The sequence below is a fragment of the Streptococcus downei MFe28 genome (assembly GCF_900459175.1).
GTDB lineage: Bacteria > Bacillota > Bacilli > Lactobacillales > Streptococcaceae > Streptococcus > Streptococcus downei.
In genome coordinates this window covers 846,073-869,977 of sequence record NZ_UHFA01000002.1, presented here as the reverse complement: position 1 = coordinate 869,977, position 23,905 = coordinate 846,073, and the positions used below count along the sequence as shown (strand labels likewise).

Genomic DNA, 23,905 nt, shown 5'->3' with positions numbered 1-23,905 from the left:
GTGGGGATGCTGCTTTTTACGCTATTTATGAGCTTGAATCAAGCGAACCTTGATGATGTTCTCACTAGCCTCAAAGGCTGCCACCAAGGCATCAATCTTATCTTTATCTGTTTCATCCAAGTCCAAGAGGGTATAGGCGTAGTCGCCCTTGGAGCGGTTAAGGATATTGGCAATATTAATATTGGCCTCAGAAACCGCTGTTGAAATCCGAGCGACGATATTTGGGACATTGCGGTTAATCAAGGTAATGCGATATGGAGCTTCTAAGGCTTGGTGCATATTGGGGAAATTGACCGAGTTGGTGATTTCGCCTGTTTCCATGAACTGACGAATTTCCTGACTGGCCATCTTGGCACAGTTGAGCTCGGCTTCGGCTGTCGAACCGCCGACATGTGGGAAAACGGTGATACCGTCCTTATTGAGAAGGTCCTGGCTAGCAAAGTCGGTAATATAACGTTTGACCACGCCCGTCTCAATGGCTTCAAAAAGGTCTTGATGGTTGACCAATTCACCCCGAGCAAAGTTGATGACGGTGGTGCCCTTATTCATCAGGGCAAAAGCCTCAGCATTAAAGGTCTCACGGGTAGCATCCGTCAAGGGCACGTGAATGGTAATGTAGTCGGCATTGGCAAAGATTTCCTTGATGTCTTGCACCCGTTTGACATGGTGGGAAATATTCCAGGCTGCTTCAATAGAGACATAGGGGTCGTAACCCATAACCGACATACCTAGACGGCGGGCATCATTGGCAATCCGAGCTCCGATAGCACCGAGACCGATAACACCCAAGGTCTTGCCACGGATTTCACTTCCAGCAAACTGCTTCTTGCCTGCTTCGACCTGCTTAGCCACATCATCACCAGAAAGTCCGTTGACCCAGGCGTTGGCAGCGATATAATCACGGGCTGACAAGAGTAAGGAAGCCGTCACCGCTTCCTTAACGGCGTTGGCATTGGCTCCTGGGGTATTGAAGACGACAATCCCTTTTTGGGTCGCCTCATCAATAGGGATATTGTTGGTCCCTGCGCCAGCACGGGCAATGGCCTTGAGGTTGCTTGGGAAGTCAGTATTGTGCAGGTTTTGACTGCGGATAATAAAGGCATCGGGATTTTCTGCCAAATCACCGTCTACCTGAAACTTATTGCCCAATTCCTTGAGGCCCAGTTGATTAATATTGTTAAAGGTTTTGACACTATAAACCATATTTTCTCCTTTTTAATTGAAAAATTCTACACTTATTAAAAATCAAAAGTCATTTTTTGATATTTTCTGAGGTAGTGCGGACGGAAGCGACCGCCATTGGCGTTCCATTCCTATTTTTTGAGCCTAAGGTCTCAAAAAATCCGTTATTAGCAACAAGACTTTTGTTGCTAATAATGCCACTACGGCGAAAATATCAGGTTTTCCTCACTTCGTTAGACTTAATTCCAAAAACAATTGATTTTCCTTAAATAGACTTTCAGTTTTGATGCTTATCTAGAATTCTATGAAAATAGCTATCCTCATTTGGAATTGGATAGCTATTTCTGCCTGATTAGATGGCGTGGTGGTCGGCCTCATCCACTTCTTGATAGAAGCCTTTTTCGGCCTTGGATTTGATTTTTTGGTAGGCTAAGCGTTCGCCTTCGTAGACGACCTTGCCACAGTAGTGAAAGCCTAGTTTTTCTAAAATATGTTGCATGGCCTTATTTTTTTCGTGGGTATCACAACGAAAATCCGGGCCATCGTGGCCTTCAATCAAGCCCTGCAAGAAGGTCAGCGCTAGCCCCTGACCTCGGGCAGAGTCTGCTAGGGCCAGGCGATGAAAGGTGAGATAGCGATGATTATTGTGATCCCACTTGCCATCGTAGATGGCATCATAGGCTGGTTCATGGCCATCAATCACAGCAGCGTAGGCCAACAGTTGACCATCTTGGAGGCCAACCCAGCCCCGTCCTTGGAGAACATCCTCAAAAATGGTCTCTTTATTGGGATAGTCAGACTGCCATTGGTCGCTACCAGACTGGGCCAGATAGCTTCTGGCTTCCTCGATAATGGTCATGATGTCTTCTACTTCATTAGGGAAAGCTAAACGAATTTCCATGCTTGTCTCCTCTTAAACTAAGGACTGCTCTTGCCCTCTTATTTATGGCGAGCTTCAAAATCCTTCATAAAGTCAATTAGGTCCAAGACACCCTGTCTAGGAAAGGCATTGTAGAGACTAGCTCGCATGCCACCGACACTACGGTGTCCCTTGATATTCTTGAAGCCTAACTTATCAGCCTCGGCGACAAACTCGGCATCCAAGTCCTTACTTGGCGTGACAAAAGGAATATTAGTAACCGAGCGGTCCTTGACCTTCTTGACAGGACTGGTATAGAAGTCCGATTGCTCAATATAATCATAGAGCAGGCCAGATTTTTCACGATTAATCTCAGCCATCTTATCAACACCGCCGATAGTATTTTTCACCCATTCAAAGACCAGTTTGGCAATGTAGATATTATAAGCTGGTGGGGTGTTGTAGAGAGATCCCGCATCGGCCTGAATCTGATAGTCCAACATGGCTGACAGCTGGGGTTGGTCATTGAGAAAATCTTCTCTGACGATAACCACGGTGACCCCTGCTGGACCAATATTCTTTTGCGCTCCTGCATAAATCAGGGCAAAATCTTCAACATTATAGCGGGCAGCCAAAATATTAGAAGACATATCGGCCACGATTGGCACACCATTGGTATCGGGCAGGTCATAGATAGAGGTCCCTTCAATGGTGTTGTTGGTGGTGATGTGGACATAGGCTGCATCCTTATCAATGCTAGCTGGGTCAAAATCAGGAATATGGTCGTAGACCGTGTCTTCTGAAGAAGCTAGAAGGATGGGTTCAAATGGAACGGTCTTAGACAAAAGCACCGCTGCATTATAGGCCTTCTTGCCCCAAGAACCACCGACCAGATAATAGGCCTTCTTGCCCTGAGCTAGGTTGAGGGGCACCATGGTAAATTGCAGAGAGCCTCCACCTGGTAAGAAAAGAACCTTGTAATTATCTGGAATTGCCATCAGCTCTCGCAAGAGTTTTTCTGCATCTTTAATAATCTTGTCAAATTCTGGAGAGCGATGGGACATTTCTAGCACGGACATTCCGGAACCTTGATAATCCAGTAGCTCATCACGAGCCTGCTCCAGGACTGGCTTAGGTAGGGTAGCAGGTCCTGCCGAGAAATTGTAAACAGTCATAAGGACACCTCCAAAAATTTAATGTTCTTATTGTAGCATAATTGTCTGAATTTTGTAAAGATTTCCATGAAAACGATTGTTTATATTAGCTAAAATCCGAACTTTTTAAATAAAAAACACCCCAGATATCTGTTTTTCCTGACGGACTGAATTTAGAGCTCTCTAGGGTGAACTTTTAAAAACCAGGGCTGTTCGGCCTCCCATCGATAGAGAAGGCTCGGTTAGGTAGACCAAAAGGCCCCACCCAGTCCAAGTCATTGACCTGAGCGGTTGGGCAGGGTCTTTATTTCTGACTCAGAGCTTGTCAATCAGGCACTGGGCAAAGTCGCTAGTTGAAAGGGGTGCTACTCCCATTGCAGAGGCAAAATCGGCTGTGACCTGCTTATTGCCAATGCAGGCCTCAATGGCAGAACTTATCCTCTGCCCTGCTTCTTGCCAGCCTAGGTAGTCCAGCATCATGACGGCTGATAAAAGGAGGGAGCAAGGATTGGCCTTGTCCTGACCAGCGATATCTGGGGCTGTCCCATGGGTGGCCTCAAAGATGGCATGGCCTGTTTGGTAGTTGATATTAGCGCCAGGAGAGATACCAATACCACCAACCTGAGCCGCTAGGGCATCGCTGGCATAGTCCCCGTTGAGATTGGTCAGAGCCACCACTTGAAAGTTTTCAGGGTGAAGGAGAATCTGTTGCAAGAAATTGTCGGCGATGATGTCATTGATGACTAGTCGGCCATCTGCCAAGGCATCCGCATATTCTCGTTGAGCCAATTGGTAGCCCCATTTGCAAAAACCACCTTCGGTGAATTTCTGAATATTGCCCTTGTGGACTAGGGTGACCCTTTTGAGACCTTTTTTCAGGGCATAATCAATGGCCGAGCGAATCAGGCGCTCACTTCCCTGAATGGAAATCGGTTTTATGCCGATGGCCGAGGTCTCAGGAAAGCGAATTTTTTGGACGGCCATTTCTTCCTGCAAGAAATCGATGACCTTTTTGACTTGGGGACTACCTGCTTCCCATTCGATTCCGGCATAGATATCCTCGGTATTTTCCCGAAAAATCGTGATATTGGTTTTCTCGGGCTCCTTGAGGGGACTGGGCACGCCCTTAAAGTAACGGACCGGTCGGACACAAGCAAAGAGGTCTAATTCTTGGCGCAGGGCTACATTAAGGGAGCGCCTGCCCTGACCGACTGGTGTTCCAAGAGGGCCCTTGATGGCAATGAGGCCCTCCTTGATAGCAGACAGGGTCTGGCCTGGCAGGGCTTGACCTGTTTTTTCAAGGGCCTTTTCACCAGCTAGAACTTCCTCCCAGTCAATCTGGCGCTTCCCAGCATAGGTCTTAGTTACCGCGACATCAACAATCCGGCGGACTGCCGGCCAAATATCCTGACCAACACCATCTCCTTCAATATAGGAAATAATAGGAACATCAGGGACCTGCAGTCGGCCATTTTTTAGGCTAATTTTTTCAGACATAGGGCTACCTCCTGTTAATGGGGATATAGGTCAAGTTTTGGAGACCGACATAATTAGAGCGCGGGCGAATGAGCTTATTGTTCTTCCTTTGCTCTTGAACATGGGCAATCCAGCCTGACATCCGACTCATGGCAAAGATGAGGGTAAAGATATCACTATCAATTCCTAGAGCATGGTAGAGGGTTGCCGAGTAGAAATCGACATTTGGGATCAAGCCCTTCTTTTCACGGATAAAGCTTTCTACCTCTTGGGAGAGTTGATAGAGGTCGGCATCATCTGTACCTTGCGTCAGGGCTTGGGCCATTTCCTTGAGGTACTTCTGCCTAGGGTCAACCTTCTGATAGACCCGATGACCAAAGCCCATAATTTTTTCCTTGGAATCTAATTTCGCTTGCAGATAGCCATGGGTATCTCCTGAGCGGCGAATGTCCATGAGCATGTCAAAAACTCGCTCGTTGGCCCCGCCATGGAGCTTACCCTTGAGGGTCCCAATGGCCGTAGTGATACAGGAGTAGAGATCCGTCAAGGTCGAAGCTGTCACACGAGCCGCAAAGGTTGAGGCATTGAACTCATGGTCGGCATGGAGAATGAGGGCCTTGTTAAAAGCCTGCACTTCCAATTCCCTTGGCTCTTGCCCCTTTAACATATAAAGAAAGTTAGCCGCAAAGGACAAATCTTCCCGAGGTTCAATTGGCGTTAGGCCCCGACGCAGGCGAGCAAAACTGGCAATGATGGTTGGCACCTTGGCCATAATCTGAATGGATTGGTCATAGATGTCCTCCCAATCATCTTCCTCCGCATGAACATTGTAAACCCCCAAAAGAGAGACCGTCGAGCGCAGAACACTCATGGGATGAAGGTGGGGGCGGGATTGGATTAGAATACATTGCTCCACCGCATCGGAAATTTTATATTGGGCTCGCAGGCGTTTTTCAAACTGCGAGAGCTCTACTCGAGTGGGGAGATGGAGGTTCCACAGGAGATAGATAATCTCTTCAAAACTCGCATTATTGTCCATAAACTCGGAAATATTGTAGCCAGCATAGGAGAGCTCATCGTGCTCAATGGCGGAAATCCGCGTATTACTGGCTATCATATTTTTCATTCCCATACTGTCTGTCATTTTTTCCTCCTTTATGATTCTTATTTGGAGCTAGGTCAAACCTATTTCCACAACCTAGGCTTCTTCTAATTTTTTCTTGACAACCATCGGCAGGATGCCACCGTAGCGGTAATAGCGAATATCGGCATCGGCATCGAAGCGTAGGCGGGCCTGAAATTCCTTGCTGCCTTGGTCAGAGTGGGCCCTAAGGATTACCGTTTGGCCAACAGCCACTTGGTCATCCAAGTCAATATCATAGGTCTCATAACCCGTTAGACCTAGGCTTGCTGCATTTTCTCCTTCTAGAAATTGCAGGGGCATGATGCCCATCATGACGAGGTTGGAGCGATGAATCCGCTCGAAGGATTCTGCCAGAACGGCCTTGACACCAAGAAGTCCAGCCCCCTTTGCTGCCCAGTCTCGACTGGAGCCCATTCCATAGTCCTTGCCAGCGATAATCAAACTACCGATACCCTTTTCCTGATAATTCATGGCCGCATCATAGATGGGAAGAACCTGACCTTGATACTTGGTCCAGCCCCCAATCTTTCCATCTGCCAGGTCATTTTTGATGCGGATATTGGCAAAGGTCCCCCGCATCATGACTTGGTGGTTACCCCGACGACTGCCATAAGAGTTGAAGTCCTTGTAATTTACCCCTTGTTCCTGCAGATATTTGGCAGCGGGGCTAGTCCTAGCGATATTGCCCGCTGGTGAAATATGGTCGGTGGTGACAGAGTCACCAAACTTAGCCAAGACTGAAAGATTTTTTAGAGGCTCAATGGTCAAATCTTCCTTGAGCTGGTCAAAATAAGGGGGATTTTGGATATAGGTTGAGGCAGGATTCCAGGCGTAATTCTTGCCCCTTGCCACCTCAATGCGATTCCAAGACTGACTATCACTAAAGACAGACCTGTATTCTGTGGCAAAGAGGTCTCGGGTGACATAACGACTGACATAGTCAGCGACCTCTTCTTGACTTGGCATGATGTCTGTTAGATAGACTGCTCTGCCATTTTCATCAAGGCCAAGTGGCTCCCTGGTCAAGTCAATATTGGTTGTTCCTGCCAGGGCATAGGCCACAACCAGGGGTGGACTGGCCAAAAAATTAGCCTTGACTAGTGGGTTGATTCGCCCTTCAAAGTTACGATTTCCTGAGAGAACCGCCGAAGCCAACAAGTCCTCCTGACGAATGGCCTCTGCCACCTCAGGCAGGAGATCTCCAGAATTTCCGATACAAGTGGTACAACCATAGCCAACTAGGTTGAAACCTAGCTGATCCAGATAGGCCTGCAGCCCCGAATTTTTCAGGTAGCCGGTGACGACCTTGGAGCCCGGAGCCAGAGAGGTTTTAACGGTCCTAGGAACTCTCAAGCCCTTTTCAACAGCCTTCTTGGCTAAGAGACCTGCTGCCAATAGGACATAGGGATTGGAGGTATTGGTGCAAGAAGTAATGGCAGCGATAGCCACATGCCCTGTTTGGATGGTTTCATCCCCATCCGCAAAATGGACCGTCGCCTTTTTCTCGATTTCTTCTTCTGCTATGCCAAAGCCCCGCACGCCAACTTCTCGGACCAGGCTAGCCTGAAATTCTTGCTTGGCTTGGGACAACTCAATCAAATCCTGAGGCCGTTTTGGTCCCGAAATAGCCGGCTGAACCGTGCTTAGGTCAATGTCGACAATCTTGCTATAGGTGGCTTGCTTGTTTTCATCGTAAAAGAGATGATTGACCTTGGCATAGCTTTCAGCCAGAGCGATATGATCTTCTGGGCGATTGGTCAATCGCATATAATTGAGCGTTTCCTCATCAATTGGGAAATAACCACAGGTTGCTCCGTACTCAGGGGCCATATTGGCAAGAGTAGCTCGTTCAGCCAGGCTCAAGGACTTGAGACCTGGACCAAAGTATTCGACAAATTTACCAACCACATTTTCCTGTCGCAAAAGCTTGGTCACCTTGAGGGCCAAGTCGGTTGCTGTTGCCAGCTTGGGAAGCTGGCCTGTCAAACGAACTCCGATGACCTCTGGCACTGGGAAATAAGAGGCTTCCCCTAACATAGCAGCCTCAGCTTCGATACCGCCGACACCCCAGCCGAGCACGCCCAGACCATTAATCATAGTGGTATGACTATCGGTTCCAAACATGGAATCGGGGTAAAGCTGGCCATCCTTTTCAATGATGACCGGGCTGAGGAATTCAATATTAACTTGGTGAATAATTCCCGTTGCAGGTGGAACCGCCCGATAATTGTCAAAGGAATTTTCCGCCCACTTGAGGAACTCATAGCGTTCATTATTGCGGGTGAATTCGAGGGCAATATTCTCATCAAGGGCAGAGGGCTTGCCAAAAACGTCCACCTGCACGCTATGGTCAATGACCAAATCAACCGGAATTTCCGGGTTAATCAAATCGGGATTGCCCCCGCCTTTAACCACCGCATCCCGCATAGAAGCCAGGTCAACAACGACTGGAACCCCAGTGAAGTCCTGTAGGATGACCCGACTGGGTTTAAAGGGTACTTCACCTTGGGGCTGGCTGGCCTGGTAATGGCTGAGATTGGTAATATCAGCCTCAGTCACATCTTGACCATCTGCCTTGCGAAGGAGACTTTCCAAAAGAATACGAATGGTATAGGGAAGCGCGTCAACCTTAACATTTTGTGCTCGACAAGCTGCTTCAATATCAAAATAGTCAAAATTTCCTTTTGACGTTTCCAAGCTTTTCTTATAGTTTTCAAGCATAAAAACCCCTTTCTTGAATCAATCGAATGTAATCTACCCTTGTCCGAGACTATTCCCTGTAAGACAAGCACAAGCTTATCCATCACCCAACATTAGAAATCAGTCTCAGAAGCCCTCAAAACAAGACCATGCCAGCAAATCCTTTTGCTAAGCTGAGGCCTAGTTCCCTTTCAAAGGGTCACATTATTAACCAAAGACTAGTCCCCCTAAATCAGATAGCCTGGCCACTCTAGAACTAAGGCCACACATCGTTTAACATCAGAGCCACCAAGACTAAGACCTGATATCTTTTATCGTCAAGTCCAAGCAAGACTGGAGGGCACAAACGAGGGCTAGTTGGACTCAACCAGCTAGATAGCATCGCCACCTCGCTCCTTGGTGCGAATCCGAATCACGTCTTCAATGGGGAGGACGAAAATTTTTCCATCCCCAACCTCACCCGTTTCAACAGCTGAGCAAATCAAATCGATAATGGTTTCGACCGCTTCATCCTTGACTACAACCTCAACCTTGACCTTGGCCAACAAGGTCGGCGTAATAATTTGCCCCCGAACAATTTCAGAGAAGCCCTTCTGGCTACCGTAACCAAGAACCTGACTGACAGTTAGCCCCTTGGCCATCCCCGTTGAAGTCAACCTTTCCTTCAAATCTTCTAACTTATCTGGACGAATAATCGCTTCAATTTTTTTCATGAATACCTCCTAAATGAAGATAGCTACAAAGTTTGCGAACACTTTATCTTCTCTATATCCTAGAGTGTCTTTAGCCATCCAAGCCCATAAAGGTTGGGTAGGCCGTTTCTTCATGCTCGCTATCATCAAGACCAATAACCTCAGCCCTCTCATCAACACGAATAGGCATAAAATGACCGATTATTCGAATGAGCAAAAAGCTAACTAGAGCTGACCAAATAACAGTCACCAAGATGGCCGCCACCATCACCAGAAAGAGATTAGCATTACCATAAATCAAACCAAAATGATGACCATCTAGAGCAAGATCGGGTTGGGTAAAGAGCCCTGTAGCAAGGCCGCCAAAAATACCACCAATCCCATGACAACCAAAGGCATCTAGGGCATCGTCGTACTCCAACTTATGCTTGATGATGGAAATGGCCAGATAGCAAACTGGACTGACCAGAAGACCAATGAGGAGGGCGCTCCAAACAGGAACAAAGCCAGCACCCGGCGTAATAGCAACAAGTCCAGCCACCAAACCTGTCGATGCCCCAACCAAGGAAGGTTTGCCAGCAAAATAATAATCCAAACTAATCCAAGAAATCAGTCCAGCAGCTGCGCAAACATGGGTAGTCACTAGGGCATGGACCGCCGAAGCATTAGCTGCCAGGGCCGATCCAGCATTAAAGCCGAACCAACCGAACCACAGAAGCCCTGCCCCCAGTAGAACGAAAGGAATATTGTGGGGGCGATAATCCATCTGCTTGAAGTCTCTTCGTTTACCGACAACAATGGCCAGAACCAGACCCGAAACCCCTGAAGTAATATGAACAACATCCCCACCGGCAAAGTCAATCGTCCCCCAGCGCTCCAGAAGACCATGGCCCCAAACCATATGAGCAAAGGGATAGTAGACCAGGAACATCCAGGCCGCTAAAAAAATCAGCAGGGCTTTAAAACGCATCCGACCAGCAACGGCTCCTGTTAAAATCGCTGCAGTCACTGCTGGAAACATCATCTGAAAAGCTGCAAAGAGCAGATCTGGAATATCTAAGCCTCGACTACTGTGACTTTCAGAAAGACCATGTAAGAAAGTCTGACTGAGGTTTCCAAGCAGAATTCCCTTACCACTAAAGGATAGGGAATAGCCCGCCAGCACCCAAAGGAGGGAGGCCAAACCAAGTGGAATAATGGCCATCATCATAGTATTAATGACATTCTTTCTCCGACCTAGTCCCCCGTAAAAGAAAGCCAGCCCAATGGACATCAACATGACCAAGGCCGAACAAAGCATGATAAAAGCTATACTACCAGGATTCATAGGCAAGTTCTCTCGTTTTCTTGTTTTATGTCATGTAATATAACACCGACTCTTGAACTTGTCAATATTTTCTTGAAAAAATTGCAAAAAGGTATAAGAAAAACCGAATTTTGTGTTAGATTTTCTAACATAAATACAAATTTTAAATCCTCCCATTCCCACAAAAGGTAAAAGAGACGAGGACGATGAAATTACAGAAGCTAGTTCTCGCTACTGCTCCAACTAGGTCAATGTGCCTAAGCTTGACTTCGGCATTGCTAGCTCATTTCGCTAAGCATTTACAAAACCTACTGCTCCAACTGCATCAAGGCTCTAAATTCAGCCTGGCCACTCTGGCTCGCTTCATTAAGAGCAATAAAAAAGCACCTCCATCAGATGCTTTTTCTTATAACTCATGATAAATTTTATAGACGACCCGGCGATTAAGTCCTTGGTCCTTGGCGACACTTTTGATTGCCTGGTTGGGCTTAGCTCCTTGGGCAATGGCTTCTTCTACCAAAGTCTTAATCTCAGAGTCCGTTAGCTGGGCTAGGGACTCTTCTTGACCATTAGCCCCTTGAACTATCAGAAGGCATTCCCCTTTGGCAGGCTTTTCTGTTAAATGCTCCAACAATTCAGAAATAGACCCCCGCTGATATTCCTCGTAAATCTTGGTCAGTTCTCGAACTAAGACGACCTGGCGGTCGCCATAAACCGTCTGCATATTGCTTAGGGTATCGACCAAGCGATAGGGGGACTCATAGAAAATTTGAGTTTCTGGGTAGGCCACTTTCTTCTTAAAAAAATCCTCCTGCTGGCCCTTCTTGCGTGGTAAAAAACCATAAAAGATATGGGGCTGAGGTGCTAGTCCACTGGCAATCAAGGCCGTAATGCCAGCCGAAGCTCCTGGCAGGGCAATGACAGAAATACCTTGAGCTATCGCCGCCTGAACAAGATCGTGGCCAGGGTCGGAAATACTGGGAAAACCTGCATCTGAAACCTGGGCCAGATTCTTTCCAGCCAGAAGCAATTCCAAGAGGTCAGGAATCTTCTCATAGGCATTGTGCTCATGAAAGGAAATCTGCTTAGTGGAAATCTGGAAATGCTTGAGCAGGAGGCCAGTATTTCTGGTATCCTCAGCACAGATAAAATCAACAGTCCTGAGGATTTCCACCGAACGATAGGTCATATCCTGCAGGTTGCCAATGGGGGTGGGTACCAAATAGAGCTTTCCTAGTCCTTCTTCCCCCTTAAAAGATTTTTGAACCTGCATGTCCTACTCCCTGTTCAACAATTCCATACAGAAGAGGCAGTCCTCATTATCATCGCGACGTTTACCATAGTCGTCGTTACAAACATGAAAACCATCCTCATAGATGGACTCCAAATTCCTTCGCCCCTGACTAGAAGACTTAGCCGGCATCTTTCCAGCTACATCGGACAGGCGTTCCCGTAGCTTAGCATTTTCCAAACGCAACTGGGAATTTTCCTCCATGATTTCCTGCATCTTCTTTTTCATCAATTCAACCTGGGCGAAATTTTCCATCAGATTGTTGGAAACATCATCGAAGGCTGTAAAGAGTTCACTTTTATCCATATAAACGAATCTCCTCCAAACTATAGGTCAGTAGACTGGTCCGATCAGCAAAGCGAACCTTAACCGTTTGGGCAAAAACATCCATTCCGGCCACCGTTCCCTTGCCTTCTGCGGTCTCAACCGGACTGCCATAATCAGGGAACTTTCGCTTGGCTTCTTTGTAAAAGTCATCCTCAAAGCTGAGACAGCAGAGCAGGCGACCGCAAAGACCCGTGGTCTTCCCAGTATTGAGGGAGAGCCCTTGATTTTTGACCATCTTAATGGAAACCGGCGGGAAATCCCCAAGGAAACTAGAACAGCACAGGGGCCGACCGCAGGGACCCAGACCACCAAAAATCTTGGCCTCATCACGGGTATTGATTTGTCGCAATTCAATCCGCGCCCGGAAATAAGCTGCTAGGTCTTTAAGCAATTGTCGGAAATCCACCCGATGCTCAGCCGTAAAGGAGATAAAGACATGGCTACGATCTAGAGGGAAGGCAATATTAACCAGCTTCATATCTAGCTGACGATTGGCAATCATATCCTTAACTACTGACATATTGTCCTGAGCAAAAATCTGATTGGCCTGATGCCGCTCAAGATCCTGCTGGCGGGCTAGACCTAAGACCTTATCAATTTGAGCAGGCAGAACCTGCTCATCCAGGTCCTGATTGACTTGCACGACTTGGGCTAAACGGTTGCCCTTACGCAAGCGAACCACAACAATATCATCCTTTTCATATGCTTGATTTGGTAAGACATAGGAGACTAGGTCATTCTCCTCATACTTTACCCCGATTACTTCTGTCATTTTAACACCATATATTCTAAGACATTTTGAAAACTAACATTACTGAGCCACATCTGTCTGGCCTGATAGACCTTGCTCACCTGACTAGGTTTTTGGGCTCGCCCCAGCAAAACCAAGAGGAGCTTGAAGACCAAATCCTGTTCAGGCTTATCTATCGCTAGGCTAGCCAGACGAGTCACCTGCAAGAAGGCCTGAACAGGATCCTTGGCCAAACCGGCGATGAATTTCTCCAGGCTACGACAGAGGTCATCAAATTTAGACAAGTCTGCCAAAGAAAGAGCGGAAGCCTCATCATCAGCTACTGCCGCAATTAAACTGGCCTTACTTTTTAAGAGGCCCTTTTGCTCCAGAAGATTTTCCAAATAGGCTTGATTCTTAGGAAAACGAAAAATCTGACAGCGACTCTTGATGGTCGCAAGAACCTTACTTTCATCCGAAGTCAGAAGAATCATGTAGGAGGAAGACTGGGGCTCCTCAATAAATTTCAGGAGACTATTGGCCGCATTGACGTGCATCTTGTCGGAATCACGAATAATAAAGACCTGGGATTGACCTTCAAAGCCAGAACGGCTAAAATCCCGCAGAAGCTCACGAATCGTATCTGTCTTGATAACATTGCCCTGGGGCTCAATCACCTTGACATCGGAAAAATCCCGCTCAGCAATCAGTCGGCATTCCCGACAATGACCGCAAGGGAGACTATCCTGTAAATTCTCGCAGAATTGACTTTGAGCCAAAAAGATTGCCATCTCATAGCTGGCAAAATTCCCTGAGAAAAGGTAGGCGTGGCTGAGCCTGTCCGCCTGCAAGATGTGATGAAATTCCTGAAAAATCTTGGGTTGTAAGTCTGCTAAATCCATCCTTAGTCCTTTGCCAGTGCCAGCTGGATAGTCGAAAGAGCATCCGCAACCACCTTTTCTAACTCTTGGGCCGCATCAATGACCTTGATTCGCTCAGGCTGACTCTTGGCTAGCTCCAAATAGCCCTGCCGCACGCGTTGGTGCATGTCCAATTTTTCCAAATCCAAACGATTAACTTCCCGAACCTCAGCCTGTTCAATCCGAGCCAAACCCAGCTCAGACGGCAAATCAAAAAGCAGGGTCAAGTCTGGTTTGGTGTCTTCAATAGCATAGTCATTGAGCCAGTCAATATCTGTCACCGAGAGGCCACGCCCATAACCCTGATAGGCTACCGAGCTATCAATAAAGCGGTCCACCAGAACTAGCTTTCCTTGCGCCAGATCTGGCAGAACCTTTTCAACAAAGTGCTGACGACGAGCAGCAATATATAGCAGGAGCTCGGTCTTTTCATCCATGGCCGTATTTTTGACATCCAAGATGACTTCCCTAATGCTCTCGGCTATAGCAACGCCGCCAGGTTCTCGAGTCGTCACGACTTGATGGCCTTGAGCTTCTAATAAGGGGACCAACCTTTCTAGGACACTGGTCTTACCAGCCCCATCAGGTCCCTCAAGGGTAATCAAATACCCTCCTTTTTGCGTGTTCAGATTCTTCATAGTATCTTTATTTTACCAAAAAACTGGTGAGATTGCTCCCACCAGTTTTTAAAATATGACCTCATTAAGACCTTTATACTCTTCAAAAATCAAAACTATCCATCGTTAACTCACTTTGTCGTACCCAAGTACTGTCTGCAGTTCGTTGCCTCGGATACTTTTGATTTTTATTGAGTATTAGCCCAAATACATATGTCAAGATCCCGCCAAAATTAGGCCTCTAAGCTTCCTTAAAATAAGGCTTTAGCATGAGTTTCCTGAATATCATCGACCGTCAAACCAGCCGCTTCCAGCTTGGCCTTGAGGTCAGCAGTATCAACCTTGCCATCAATCTGGATCTCATTGACAACCTGACCATGTTTGGCCCCAGCGATGACCGTCCGGCGAATATTGAGGCCTTCCTTGGCAATAGTGCTGACAATTTTCTCCAGAACACCAACGCTATCATCCGCCAAAATCCGGACACGCACGCCTTCTTCACCATAACCAGAGACTTCTAGGAAGGTCCGGAAAATATCCTTATCAGTGATAATCCCTGAAACCATGCCATTTTCTTCAACAGGAAGTACCCCAACCTTGTGGGTCATCATTAGATAAATGGCGTCTTCCACGCTAGCAAAAGGGGAAACCGTGATGACATCCTTAATCATGATGTCTCGAATCTTGGTCTTATTGAGCAGGTAGTTCATTTCATAAATAGATAGGCTAGTTGCCTTGGAGGGACTATTTTCTGCCATGGTTCCAGCCGTCACAATCCCAACCAGCTTATCATCCTCAATCACAGGTAGACGCCGCAGACCCTGCTCGCGCATAATATCCGCTGCATGGGCAACCGTCGTATCTGGAGATACATAGACGACCTTTCGTGTCATAAAATCTTTAACAGCCATAAGCTATCAACCTCGCTTATTTTCTAATCAAAATAGGAAATACATTAAATCTTCTTGGCCTTATTATAGCACTTTTTTGGGAACGGTTTCAAGATTTTCATGATTTTTTCAAGTGATTTTTAACATCTTTTAGTCGATTCTTATTGAGATGGCCAAATTGCCATTCGACATTTTCAGAAAGTATACTTGTTTAAAGTCAAATTTATTATTTTGATACTTTCTTAGGTAGTGCGGACGAAAGCGACCGCCGTTGGCGTTCCAATCCTATTTTTTGAGCCAAAGGTCTCAAAAAATCCATTATTAGCAACGAAAAGAGTCGTTGCTAATAATACCACTACAGCGAAAGTATCAATTGAGTCCACTTGTAGTATTTTCTCCCATAGAAATGAAATAAGATAATTTCAGGATTACTTGTTAAATACTCAATCGCTTTCTCTGACAGGTGACGATTCAGAGCTCCTTCCATTTCAATCTGGGTTAGAAATACTCCGCCTAACACAATAGATTTTATTTGCAAGATTACCTTAACTATCATCACCTTAGTTAATTTTTGAAGTATTTATAGAAATCTGGCATCAACTGCGTTACTAATTCCGTAGGCTCATAAAGGACGAATTTTTTAGCCTTCTTTATTTTTAACAACTTTGCTTCTTTCAAAATTTGTAAGTGTCTGGAAATACTTGAATTACTTAATAATAAGATTTGTGACAAAGATTGGGTCGTACTTGGCTTATCTATCAGATAGTTCATAATTTGTAAGCGTATCGGGTCACTTAAAGCTTTAAAAATCGTTACTAAATCTTCTGGAGTTGAACTATAGTAATTGGCTTGATCTGTAATATCATAAGTAATAGCGACCCCCTGATTAAAAGGTTCAACAAATAAATGTGGCCATATAAAATAGCTAGGTAGTAGCACGATTGAATCACTATCTTCCAGCTGAAGTTCTTGAGCAAAAGGCTTAACAATGACCAGCTTTTCCTTCTTCCAACGTATACGTTCAACTTGCAGGTGGTTAAACATTTCCACCAAACCATGCCTTCTCAAAAAGGAAGACTGCTTCTGAATTTCAATCAATATTTTTTGCTGAATGGATTTTTCTTCCCAAGTATCATCAAAAATTTCTCGTCTGTACCAATCAATAAATTCAAAAAAGGTTTGAAAAACCTCAGAAGGATTTAGCTTTAAATCATTAAGCAAACGCTTATCATTACTCAATGAAAAATCCTTCCACTCCAACCCTTTTGCCAATTGAGGAATAAAAGAATTTTCCCGATCGTTAGTCACTTTTTCCAGTTGCTCGATTAAATTAGTGATGGCTGACTCCGAAAGAAATTCTTTTAGATTTTGTACTTCTTCATCAATCGTTGTCGCATGATATCGGAAATTGCAAAATAAAATTGGTGGAACTCCAAGTTCGTAAAAAGGTTGAAAATAATGAAGTTTTTCATAGAAGTCGTCGGATAATTTCTCTTGCACTCTTATAACCCAATCAATATTGGTTCCATGATGTCGAGGATTCAACAAAACATGCAAACTTCTGAAAAGCTCATTTAGTGGAGAGTAGACGAATTGTACCTTTTGTGTCAATGTCTCATCCGTTTTAAGGGCATAATCACTAAATTGGATAGTAATAGCCATAGGTTAACCTCTCCCAACAATTCGAAATTCTTAGAATCGATTGATTATCATTTTCTTTCATTGTATCATGTCTATAATTTTATGAAAAGGAGTAAGATGATATGATTCATGATAGTAAACATCTAGTATCTAGAGCCGAAACTAGTGAAAGGGAGGACAACTAATGAGTAGAAGAATGACGGACACACTCATAACAACTATTGCTGGACTTGGAATGTTGCTCTCAACCTTGGATACAGGGATTATCAATGTGGCCTTATCTTTTTTAAAAGTGCATTTTCAAACAACTACTAGTATTACTGCCTTCGCTGTAACAGGATACTCTTTGGCATTGGCTATTTTTATACTACCTCTGGGAGTTTTTAGTGATAAACTTGGAAAATTGAAAATTTCTTACTTAGGTTTTGTTCTATTTGGTCTAAGCTCTCTCTTTTGCGGATTTTCTAATAGCATTAGTTGGCTTATCGTTGGTCGTATCATCCAAGGAATTGGAGCCGCCGCCTTACAAGCTACATCTGCTGCGCTAATTACAACATTAGTCTCGGAAGAAACTAAAAATAGTTCTATTAGTATCTTAGGCGTTATGATAGGGCTTGGTCCTGTATTAGGACCCTCCTTGGGAGGAATACTACTTTCTCTAAATATTTGGCGTTTCATTTTTTGGATTAATGTTCCATTTGCAATCATAGCTATCCTTATTAATCACTACCTTCTTAATAAGATTTCTGAAAATACTACAAATCAAAAATTAGACAGAGAAGGCACAATTATCAATGCAGTCATGCTAGTTTTCCTTTTGTTAGGGTTATCTTTATTGAGTAAGCCAAAATTATTGGTAATCAGTCTCGTTTTAATTGCCATCAGCTTATTAATTGGTGGGCTACTATATCGAGTCGAAACCAAGAAAGCCACTTCCCTAATTAATGTTAGAGAGCTCAGAGCAAATTCCAAGCTCTTATCTTACTTATTACAGACAATTGCCTTTGGTTTTGCTTCAGCAGTTATATTTTTACTCCCCCCTTTTATCTTCGAGCAATTGTATCACTTAGGTTTCGGACTGACAGGTTTTCTCGTTCTAGGTGCACCAGTTGGATTAGTCTTATTTTCACGGGTCTCTGGTAAATTAAACGATGGGAGTAAGAATATTTTCTTTAGTCGTTTAGGACTAGGTATCATCTGTCTATCCTTGATTTTCTTGTTAATCTTATCTCCAAAGTGGCCTTATCCCCTCTTTACTCTTGGTCTATTCATTTATGGTGTTGGTGGTGGCTACTTCCAACCCGCTAATATTGCTAGTATCATGCAGGCAAGTCCTATAGAAATGCAAGGTGGTGCAGGCGCCCTTCAACGCATGGTTCAGAATGTTGCTATTTTCTGCGGTTCAGCAATTGGAGCAACCTGTTTAAATCTCTGGCCCAACAATCTTTTATTAGCAACTCGGATTGCTTGGACGATGACAGTGGTTTTAGTAATACTCAGCCTAAAAGATATGATAATTGCTAGATTAACAATGACAAAATCCTGAAATCCAAATAACGATAATCATCTTAAAAGGCCTGTTTGGGTCTTTTTTGCACGAAAAAAAGCTGGGATAACCCAACCTTTAAATTGATATGAGAACTTTATTATTCCCCAAGATCCACGTTGTGGTAGACCTTTTGGACATCTTCGTCGTCTTCGAGAACGTCAATTAAACCTTGGAAGACTTCTAAATCTTCGCCAGACAGTTGAACTTCAGATTGCGGAATCATTTCTAATTCGGTAACTTGGAATTCTTCCACACCGTTGGCCCGCAGGGCTTCCATTCCCTTGTGGAGATCAGTTGGGGCGGTGTAAACGGTAATGGAGCCATCTTCTGCTTCAACATCATCAACATCAACATCAGCTTCCAAGAGTTGCTCAAAAATGCTATCGGCATCGTCACCCTTGAAAACAATGACACCCTTGCGGTCAAACATATAAGAAACCGAACCAGAAGCTCCCATATTCCCACCATTCTTACCGAAGGCAGAACGAACATTAGCCGCTGTCCGATTAACATTTGATGTAAGAGTATCAACGATAATCATTGAACCGTTTGGCCCAAAACCTTCATAGCGCCCTTCAACAAAGGTCTCATCGGTATTCCCCTTGGCCTTGTCAATGGCCTTATCAATAACGTGCTTAGGTACTTGCGCTTGCTTAGCCCGCTCCAAAACAAATTTCAAAGTTGAGTTAGACTCTGGATCTGGCTCCCCTTGCTTGGCAGCCGCATAAATTTCAACACCAAACTTAGCGTAAACCTTTGAGTTAGCACCATCTTTAGCAGTTTTCTTAGCAACAATATTGGCCCATTTACGTCCCATGGGTAAATCTCCTTTTTATCATATTTCTATATCTCATTAGGCTGAATTTCTAAGAAGGAAGTCCAGCTAAATCCTAAGCTATTATAGCAAGTCAGCCCCTAAAAAGCAAGGTAGGACGATAACCTTCAAGTGGCGCTCAAAAGCCAAGCCTAGAAGAGAAAATTGAGCTCTTTACTAGCCTAATCTGATGAAAGCCAGCTTTCCTAGTTAAGAATTTCTTGTATGATTCTTGGCCCAATCAAAAAGCTAAATTCTCAGACAAAGTTCTAGTTTTGGACATTAACTAGAACTTACTTTGAGAACTTAGCACCCAATCAGAAAGAAGGCTAATCCTTGCCTAGATAGCAATTAGATTTTATAATGAAGGTAAGCATGTAAACGAATTCACAATCAAGTCTTAGCCAAACAGACTAAGTCTCAGTTAGGGATTCCTATTAACATCAAGTTTACCTTTAAAAGGAGGATTTCTCATGAAAAAAATTATCAATCAGCCTAGCAATGTGGTCACAGAAATGCTGGATGGCCTAGCTTATGTCCACAGCCATTTGGTCCATCGGGTTGAGAGCTTTGACATTATAGCTAGAAATGCCCAAAAATCTGGCAAGGTCGGCCTTATCTCTGGTGGTGGTAGTGGCCACGAGCCTGCTCATGCTGGCTTTGTTGGTCAAGGGATGTTGTCAGCTGCCGTTTGTGGGGCGGTATTCACCTCACCAACTCCCGACCAGGTCTTCCAAGCTATCAAGGAAGCTGATGAAGGGGCTGGGGTCTTCATGGTCATCAAGAATTACTCTGGTGATGTTATGAATTTTGAAATGGCTCAAGATATGGCAGAAATGGAAGGTATTCCGGTGGCTAGTGTCATTGTTGATGATGATATCGCTGTTGAGGATAGCCTCTACACCCAAGGACGGCGGGGCGTTGCTGGGACTATCCTGGTTCACAAGATTTTAGGAGAGGCTGCAAGGTCTGGTCAATCCCTGGAAGCCATCAAGGCCCTAGCGGATCAGGTCGTTAAAAATATTCACACCATTGGTCTAGCCCTAAGCGGCGCTACGGTACCCGAAGTTGGCAAACCTGGCTTCGTTCTGGCTGAGGATGAAATTGAATTTGGTATCGGCATCCATGGTGAACCTGGTTACCGTAGGGAAAAAATGCAGACCTCTAAAGAATTAGCCAAGGAATTGGTCAGTAAGTTAACCGACTCCTTCCAAGCCAAGGCCGGTGACAAGTTCGGTATCTTAATCAATGGTATGGGGGCAACCCCACTGATGGAGCAATACATTTTTGCCAATGATGTGGCTAGCCTCCTAGAAGAAAGAGGCTTGAGCATTACTTATAAAAAATTGGGCAACTATATGACTTCCCTGGATATGGCTGGCCTTTCTCTAACGCTCATTAAGCTGGAAGATGACAGCTGGCAAAAGGCCTTAGAATGCCCCGTTGAAACCATTGCCTGGTAAGACCAAGCATTTAAACAACAAGAAAGGAATCCCCTAATGGATGTTACTATCGCAAAAAAATGGATGCTAGCCTTTAACGCAGAAATCCAAGAGCATAAAGATTATTTATCAGAATTAGACACCCCCATCGGTGACGGTGATCATGGCAGCAATATGGCTAGAGGCATGACTGCCGTAGTAGAAGCTATAGACCAGTCTCAGCCAGCAAGCACCAGTGACCTCTTCAAATTAGTTTCTATGCAACTGCTAAGTAAGGTCGGCGGAGCTTCTGGGCCCCTCTATGGCTCTGCCTTTATGGGCATGACCAAGGCTGAGCAAGCTGGAGCAGACCTAGCTGGTCTTGTCCAGGCAGGGCTGAAAATGATTCAAAAAAGGGGCAAGGCTACAACCAATGAGAAAACCATGGTTGATGTCTGGTCTGGCGTCCTTGCTAGCCTTAAAGAAGGTAGCCTCACTCAAGAAAGGATTGACCAACTGGTCCAAGCCAGCAAGGATATGAAGGCCACCAAGGGACGGGCCTCCTATGTCGGCGAGCGCTCCATTGGTCACCTTGACCCCGGCTCCTACTCTTCCGGTCTGCTTTTTAAAGCCCTCTTAGAAGCTGGAGGTGCCTAGATGTCTAATCTTGGAATCGTCATCGTTTCTCACTCCAAAAATATTGCCCAAGGAGTCATTGACTTAATCTCCGAAGTAGCTAAGGACATTTCTATTACCTATGTCGGAGGAACCAAAGACGGTGGTATCGGCACTTCTTTCGACCAGGTTCAAAGGGCAATTGAGGAAAATGACAAGGACACTCTTTTAGCCTTCTTTGACCTTGGCTCTGCCAAAATGAATCTGGAAATGGTGGCTGACTTCACCGACAAGGAAGTCATCATCAATTCCGTTCCTATTGTTGAAGGTGCCTATACTGCCGCTGCACTCTTGCAGGCAGGAGCAGACTTGGAAACGATTAGAAAACAACTAGCGGACTTAAGCATCAATAAATAAGGCATAGATCCTAACAAAAACGCTGGAAGAAACTCCAACGTTTTTTACTTGCTCTATATCAGGCTAGATAAGGCAGTTATAATCTGACAGTCCGCGGCACTATACGAGAGAGCGAACGAGGTTACAAATCATCCCGATTAATTACTTAGACTTCCTGATTTCAGTTTAACAACCAAGTGTTAAAAGTCACGAGATCATCAGAGACCAGCTCCAACCTTCTCCCCTTCGAGACTACTCTTGAGTAGCCTCTTTAATCAAGTCAGCCAAGCTGATTGGTTCTCGTCCCAAAACACGCTGGACATCCTTGCTGAGACCTGCCTGTTCACCTCCCGCGATAGCGGTGTAGGTGGACACCCAACCATCGTATTCCCAGTCCTCAGCTGGCCAAGCTTTACGGGACTGGTAGGCCTCTTCTACCGTTTCTGGAATATAACTAACGGTCTTTCCTAGACCCTGGCTTAGAATACCGGTTACCTGTGTCATGGTCAGATCTTCTGGACCTGTCATATCTAGGGTTTGATTGACCCAGTCGCTTGGATGTTCCAAAATCTTAGCCAGAACTTGAGCCACATCCTGACGGGCAACCGCTGATACCTTGCCATCTCCGGCAGGACCCTTGATTTCTCCGTAAACTTGTCCCAATTCAAGGAAAAAGTCCAAGTAAAAATTGTCCCGGATAAAGGTATAGGTGAAACCCCGCTCCTTGATATAGTTTTCCGTCGCTGCATGGGTGCGACTATAGGTAAAAGTGGCCTGTAGACTGGCGTTATAAAAAGAGGCGTAGACAATGTGCTTAACACCCGCTTCCTTGGCACTATCAATAAAGGCCCGGTGCTCAGCTAAACGATTAAGACTCTCACTAGCTGAAACCATAAGGAGCACATCCACACCACTAAGAGCTTCCAGGGTCTCTTGAGACCTGTCATAGGCCGACTGAAAAACAGGGACACCTGCTACCTTCGGGGCCTTCTCTGGCCGTCTAGCCAAATAGCGCAAATTCAAATTTTTTCTCTCTAGGAGCTTGGCAACCTGACCACCCAGATGGCCGGTCACTCCTGTTAATGCAATTAGTGTCATAGGGTCTCCTCACTTCTATTTTTCCTTCATTATAGCGCGCCCCAGATGGCCTGTCCGAATTTTGGTCGCAAAGAACTCCCACTCCATTGGAGTGAGAGCTTATACTCTTCAAAAATCAAAACTATCCATCGTTAACTCACTTTCCCTATTTTCAACCTCAAAAGGTCTCCCAGACCTTTTGAGCCGTCTTAAGTTCATGCGACACCTCACAAAGTTGGTCGATTTTACCAACTTTGTGAGGTTAGTAAGGGAGCTAGGCAATCGCTATAGAGATTGCCGTTTGACATCAGTCACTTTAGTGACTTGATGTCATTGCTCCTTGCCTTAGCTATTTTTGATTTTTATTGAGTTTTAACATAACCTGACATTGGAAAATTTACTTTTTAAAGAGTTCAATCCAATTTCGCTTTTGGTACAAAACTCGCAGAATGACAATGGATGATTGGTCTACAATATAAAAGACAAGATAATTGCCGGCCAGAATCATTCTCAAGCGATGACTTTCGGAAAAGACTCTCCCTAAACGATTAGAGACGTCAATCCCTAAATCAGGGATTTCCAATAATTTCACAATCGTTTTTTTAATGTTTGCCAAAGTCCCGTCAGCTGCCTGGACAGAAAGAAAATGCTGGCTAATATAGCTATAAATTTGATCCAAATCTTCCTCAGCTTCTGGTGTTATTACAATCTTATAGGCCATACTTCTCAAAGACCTCATCAATTGGTTTTGCTAAGCCAGTTTTATAGCTATCATAGGCCTGCTGAATTTCACCATAGAGGTCATCGAGAATCTTTTGATGCCTGCTTTTTTCATCTGTCAAAAATCCAGCGGGAACCCCATCCTCTTCAACTACGGTTTCTAAAACTTTGTTAAAAAGGGCGCTCATATTCATATTCTCTTCCTTCACTATCTCCTTTGCTTGAGCCAAGAGTTTTTCATTTGTCCGAAAAGTGAATTGAGAGTTTTTAGCCAAAGTTTCCATGTTAGACCTCCTGTATGTCTTGTATATCCAGTATAACATTTTTTAAAAAAACTCCCACCCCATTGGAGTGAGAGTTCCGTGAACGACTTTGGACTAGACC

The 23,905-nt window shown here is 44.9% G+C and carries 23 protein-coding genes; 4 read left to right on the top strand and 19 right to left on the bottom strand.

Annotated elements, in window-relative coordinates; all coding sequences use genetic code 11:
• Positions 1 to 21: 21 nt before the first annotated feature.
• From DYE66_RS04230 to DYE66_RS04150, 15 genes are all read right to left on the bottom strand, one after another.
• Positions 22 to 1,203: a phosphoglycerate dehydrogenase gene (locus DYE66_RS04230; RefSeq protein WP_019787576.1), complete on the bottom strand. Its 1,182-nt coding sequence runs from the start codon at positions 1,201 to 1,203 to the stop codon at positions 22 to 24.
• Between the two features lie 331 nt (positions 1,204 to 1,534).
• Positions 1,535 to 2,083 (bottom strand): GNAT family N-acetyltransferase, encoded by a 549-nt coding sequence (locus tag DYE66_RS04225; protein WP_003000994.1) that lies wholly within the window; start codon positions 2,081 to 2,083, stop codon positions 1,535 to 1,537.
• A 38-nt stretch (positions 2,084 to 2,121) separates the two neighbouring features.
• The gene (gene serC, locus DYE66_RS04220; protein ID WP_003000826.1) at positions 2,122 to 3,216 is read right to left on the bottom strand and encodes a 3-phosphoserine/phosphohydroxythreonine transaminase; all 1,095 of its coding nucleotides are present in this window, start codon (positions 3,214 to 3,216) and stop codon (positions 2,122 to 2,124) included.
• 294 nt (positions 3,217 to 3,510) lie between these two features.
• Positions 3,511 to 4,692: an NADP-dependent isocitrate dehydrogenase gene (icd, locus tag DYE66_RS04215; RefSeq protein ID WP_004219397.1), complete on the bottom strand. Its 1,182-nt coding sequence runs from the start codon at positions 4,690 to 4,692 to the stop codon at positions 3,511 to 3,513.
• A gap of 4 nt (positions 4,693 to 4,696) precedes the next feature.
• On the bottom strand, positions 4,697 to 5,815 hold the full coding sequence (locus DYE66_RS04210; RefSeq protein WP_003001066.1) for a citrate synthase: 1,119 nt from the start codon (positions 5,813 to 5,815) through the stop codon (positions 4,697 to 4,699).
• 54 nt (positions 5,816 to 5,869) lie between these two features.
• Positions 5,870 to 8,536: an aconitate hydratase AcnA gene (acnA, locus tag DYE66_RS04205; protein ID WP_115324948.1), complete on the bottom strand. Its 2,667-nt coding sequence runs from the start codon at positions 8,534 to 8,536 to the stop codon at positions 5,870 to 5,872.
• A gap of 350 nt (positions 8,537 to 8,886) precedes the next feature.
• Entirely contained in the window at positions 8,887 to 9,228 is a 342-nt protein-coding gene (locus DYE66_RS04200) for a P-II family nitrogen regulator (protein ID WP_003000990.1), read from the bottom strand.
• Positions 9,229 to 9,298: 70 nt separating this feature from the next.
• The gene (locus DYE66_RS04195; protein WP_004219392.1) at positions 9,299 to 10,534 is read right to left on the bottom strand and encodes an ammonium transporter; all 1,236 of its coding nucleotides are present in this window, start codon (positions 10,532 to 10,534) and stop codon (positions 9,299 to 9,301) included.
• Positions 10,535 to 10,919: 385 nt separating this feature from the next.
• Positions 10,920 to 11,786 (bottom strand): 16S rRNA (cytidine(1402)-2'-O)-methyltransferase, encoded by an 867-nt coding sequence (gene rsmI, locus DYE66_RS04185; protein WP_115324947.1) that lies wholly within the window; start codon positions 11,784 to 11,786, stop codon positions 10,920 to 10,922.
• Between the two features lie 3 nt (positions 11,787 to 11,789).
• Positions 11,790 to 12,110, bottom strand: a complete 321-nt coding sequence (yabA, locus tag DYE66_RS04180; RefSeq protein ID WP_003001172.1) for a DNA replication initiation control protein YabA — start codon at positions 12,108 to 12,110, stop codon at positions 11,790 to 11,792.
• The gene (locus tag DYE66_RS04175; RefSeq protein ID WP_003001070.1) at positions 12,103 to 12,903 is read right to left on the bottom strand and encodes a PSP1 domain-containing protein; all 801 of its coding nucleotides are present in this window, start codon (positions 12,901 to 12,903) and stop codon (positions 12,103 to 12,105) included. The genes yabA and DYE66_RS04175 overlap by 8 nt, the downstream gene beginning before the upstream one ends.
• Complete coding sequence (locus tag DYE66_RS04170; protein ID WP_003001239.1) at positions 12,900 to 13,763, bottom strand: DNA polymerase III subunit delta'; 864 nt, start codon at positions 13,761 to 13,763, stop codon at positions 12,900 to 12,902. Before DYE66_RS04170 ends, DYE66_RS04175 begins: the two co-directional genes overlap by 4 nt.
• 2 nt (positions 13,764 to 13,765) lie before the next feature.
• Positions 13,766 to 14,419 (bottom strand): dTMP kinase, encoded by a 654-nt coding sequence (gene tmk, locus DYE66_RS04165; protein WP_044124051.1) that lies wholly within the window; start codon positions 14,417 to 14,419, stop codon positions 13,766 to 13,768.
• Between the two features lie 230 nt (positions 14,420 to 14,649).
• The gene (locus tag DYE66_RS04160) at positions 14,650 to 15,309 is read right to left on the bottom strand and encodes a CBS domain-containing protein (protein ID WP_003000807.1); all 660 of its coding nucleotides are present in this window, start codon (positions 15,307 to 15,309) and stop codon (positions 14,650 to 14,652) included.
• Between the two features lie 543 nt (positions 15,310 to 15,852).
• Positions 15,853 to 16,950: an ArsR/SmtB family transcription factor gene (locus tag DYE66_RS04150; protein ID WP_003000898.1), complete on the bottom strand. Its 1,098-nt coding sequence runs from the start codon at positions 16,948 to 16,950 to the stop codon at positions 15,853 to 15,855.
• A gap of 163 nt (positions 16,951 to 17,113) precedes the next feature.
• Between DYE66_RS04150 and DYE66_RS04145 the strand changes: the two genes are divergently transcribed.
• Positions 17,114 to 18,475 (top strand): MFS transporter, encoded by a 1,362-nt coding sequence (locus DYE66_RS04145; protein ID WP_003001259.1) that lies wholly within the window; start codon positions 17,114 to 17,116, stop codon positions 18,473 to 18,475.
• Positions 18,476 to 18,575: 100 nt separating this feature from the next.
• Here the strand turns inward: DYE66_RS04145 and DYE66_RS04140 are convergent, their stop codons facing one another.
• Positions 18,576 to 19,295 carry a YebC/PmpR family DNA-binding transcriptional regulator gene (locus tag DYE66_RS04140; protein WP_003001076.1) on the bottom strand — a complete coding sequence of 240 codons (720 nt, stop codon included), beginning with the start codon at positions 19,293 to 19,295 and terminating at the stop codon, positions 18,576 to 18,578.
• A 470-nt stretch (positions 19,296 to 19,765) separates the two neighbouring features.
• Here DYE66_RS04140 and dhaK point away from each other — a divergent pair, with 470 nt between their 5' ends.
• The 3 genes from dhaK to dhaM are packed head-to-tail and all read left to right on the top strand — an operon-like array spanning position 19,766 to position 21,745.
• Entirely contained in the window at positions 19,766 to 20,755 is a 990-nt protein-coding gene (gene dhaK, locus DYE66_RS04135) for a dihydroxyacetone kinase subunit DhaK (RefSeq protein WP_115324946.1), read from the top strand.
• A gap of 36 nt (positions 20,756 to 20,791) precedes the next feature.
• Complete coding sequence (gene dhaL / locus DYE66_RS04130; RefSeq protein ID WP_115324945.1) at positions 20,792 to 21,370, top strand: dihydroxyacetone kinase subunit DhaL; 579 nt, start codon at positions 20,792 to 20,794, stop codon at positions 21,368 to 21,370.
• Positions 21,371 to 21,745 carry a dihydroxyacetone kinase phosphoryl donor subunit DhaM gene (gene dhaM / locus DYE66_RS04125; protein ID WP_003001211.1) on the top strand — a complete coding sequence of 125 codons (375 nt, stop codon included), beginning with the start codon at positions 21,371 to 21,373 and terminating at the stop codon, positions 21,743 to 21,745.
• A gap of 231 nt (positions 21,746 to 21,976) precedes the next feature.
• Here the strand turns inward: dhaM and DYE66_RS04120 are convergent, their stop codons facing one another.
• From DYE66_RS04120 to relB, 3 genes are all read right to left on the bottom strand, one after another.
• Positions 21,977 to 22,822: an SDR family oxidoreductase gene (locus tag DYE66_RS04120; RefSeq protein WP_003000816.1), complete on the bottom strand. Its 846-nt coding sequence runs from the start codon at positions 22,820 to 22,822 to the stop codon at positions 21,977 to 21,979.
• Between the two features lie 376 nt (positions 22,823 to 23,198).
• Positions 23,199 to 23,522, bottom strand: coding sequence for a type II toxin-antitoxin system RelE/ParE family toxin (locus DYE66_RS04115; protein ID WP_003000937.1), 324 nt, complete (start codon positions 23,520 to 23,522; stop codon positions 23,199 to 23,201).
• The gene (relB, locus tag DYE66_RS04110; RefSeq protein WP_003001141.1) at positions 23,512 to 23,805 is read right to left on the bottom strand and encodes a type II toxin-antitoxin system RelB/ParD family antitoxin; all 294 of its coding nucleotides are present in this window, start codon (positions 23,803 to 23,805) and stop codon (positions 23,512 to 23,514) included. The genes DYE66_RS04115 and relB overlap by 11 nt, the downstream gene beginning before the upstream one ends.
• Between the last annotated feature and the right edge of the window lie 100 nt (positions 23,806 to 23,905).

What these genes read in the sequence shown, in the direction of transcription:
- rsmI (WP_115324947.1), bottom strand. Translation starts at nt 11,786, where the DNA reads ATGCAGGTTCAAAAATCTTTTAAGGGGGAAGAAGGACTAGGAAAGCTC.
- DYE66_RS04140 (WP_003001076.1), bottom strand. Translation starts at nt 19,295, where the DNA reads ATGGGACGTAAATGGGCCAATATTGTTGCTAAGAAAACTGCTAAAGAT.
- tmk (WP_044124051.1), bottom strand. Translation starts at nt 14,419, where the DNA reads ATGAAGAATCTGAACACGCAAAAAGGAGGGTATTTGATTACCCTTGAG.
- DYE66_RS04175 (WP_003001070.1), bottom strand. Translation starts at nt 12,903, where the DNA reads ATGACAGAAGTAATCGGGGTAAAGTATGAGGAGAATGACCTAGTCTCC.
- DYE66_RS04150 (WP_003000898.1), bottom strand. Translation starts at nt 16,950, where the DNA reads ATGGCTATTACTATCCAATTTAGTGATTATGCCCTTAAAACGGATGAG.
- DYE66_RS04225 (WP_003000994.1), bottom strand. Translation starts at nt 2,083, where the DNA reads ATGGAAATTCGTTTAGCTTTCCCTAATGAAGTAGAAGACATCATGACC.
- acnA (WP_115324948.1), bottom strand. Translation starts at nt 8,536, where the DNA reads ATGCTTGAAAACTATAAGAAAAGCTTGGAAACGTCAAAAGGAAATTTT.
- yabA (WP_003001172.1), bottom strand. Translation starts at nt 12,110, where the DNA reads ATGGATAAAAGTGAACTCTTTACAGCCTTCGATGATGTTTCCAACAAT.
- DYE66_RS04210 (WP_003001066.1), bottom strand. Translation starts at nt 5,815, where the DNA reads ATGACAGACAGTATGGGAATGAAAAATATGATAGCCAGTAATACGCGG.
- dhaM (WP_003001211.1), top strand. Translation starts at nt 21,371, where the DNA reads ATGTCTAATCTTGGAATCGTCATCGTTTCTCACTCCAAAAATATTGCC.
- DYE66_RS04200 (WP_003000990.1), bottom strand. Translation starts at nt 9,228, where the DNA reads ATGAAAAAAATTGAAGCGATTATTCGTCCAGATAAGTTAGAAGATTTG.
- relB (WP_003001141.1), bottom strand. Translation starts at nt 23,805, where the DNA reads ATGGAAACTTTGGCTAAAAACTCTCAATTCACTTTTCGGACAAATGAA.
- dhaK (WP_115324946.1), top strand. Translation starts at nt 19,766, where the DNA reads ATGAAAAAAATTATCAATCAGCCTAGCAATGTGGTCACAGAAATGCTG.
- DYE66_RS04145 (WP_003001259.1), top strand. Translation starts at nt 17,114, where the DNA reads ATGAGTAGAAGAATGACGGACACACTCATAACAACTATTGCTGGACTT.
- dhaL (WP_115324945.1), top strand. Translation starts at nt 20,792, where the DNA reads ATGGATGTTACTATCGCAAAAAAATGGATGCTAGCCTTTAACGCAGAA.
- DYE66_RS04230 (WP_019787576.1), bottom strand. Translation starts at nt 1,203, where the DNA reads ATGGTTTATAGTGTCAAAACCTTTAACAATATTAATCAACTGGGCCTC.
- DYE66_RS04120 (WP_003000816.1), bottom strand. Translation starts at nt 22,822, where the DNA reads ATGACACTAATTGCATTAACAGGAGTGACCGGCCATCTGGGTGGTCAG.
- DYE66_RS04195 (WP_004219392.1), bottom strand. Translation starts at nt 10,534, where the DNA reads ATGAATCCTGGTAGTATAGCTTTTATCATGCTTTGTTCGGCCTTGGTC.
- serC (WP_003000826.1), bottom strand. Translation starts at nt 3,216, where the DNA reads ATGACTGTTTACAATTTCTCGGCAGGACCTGCTACCCTACCTAAGCCA.
- DYE66_RS04115 (WP_003000937.1), bottom strand. Translation starts at nt 23,522, where the DNA reads ATGGCCTATAAGATTGTAATAACACCAGAAGCTGAGGAAGATTTGGAT.
- DYE66_RS04170 (WP_003001239.1), bottom strand. Translation starts at nt 13,763, where the DNA reads ATGGATTTAGCAGACTTACAACCCAAGATTTTTCAGGAATTTCATCAC.
- icd (WP_004219397.1), bottom strand. Translation starts at nt 4,692, where the DNA reads ATGTCTGAAAAAATTAGCCTAAAAAATGGCCGACTGCAGGTCCCTGAT.
- DYE66_RS04160 (WP_003000807.1), bottom strand. Translation starts at nt 15,309, where the DNA reads ATGGCTGTTAAAGATTTTATGACACGAAAGGTCGTCTATGTATCTCCA.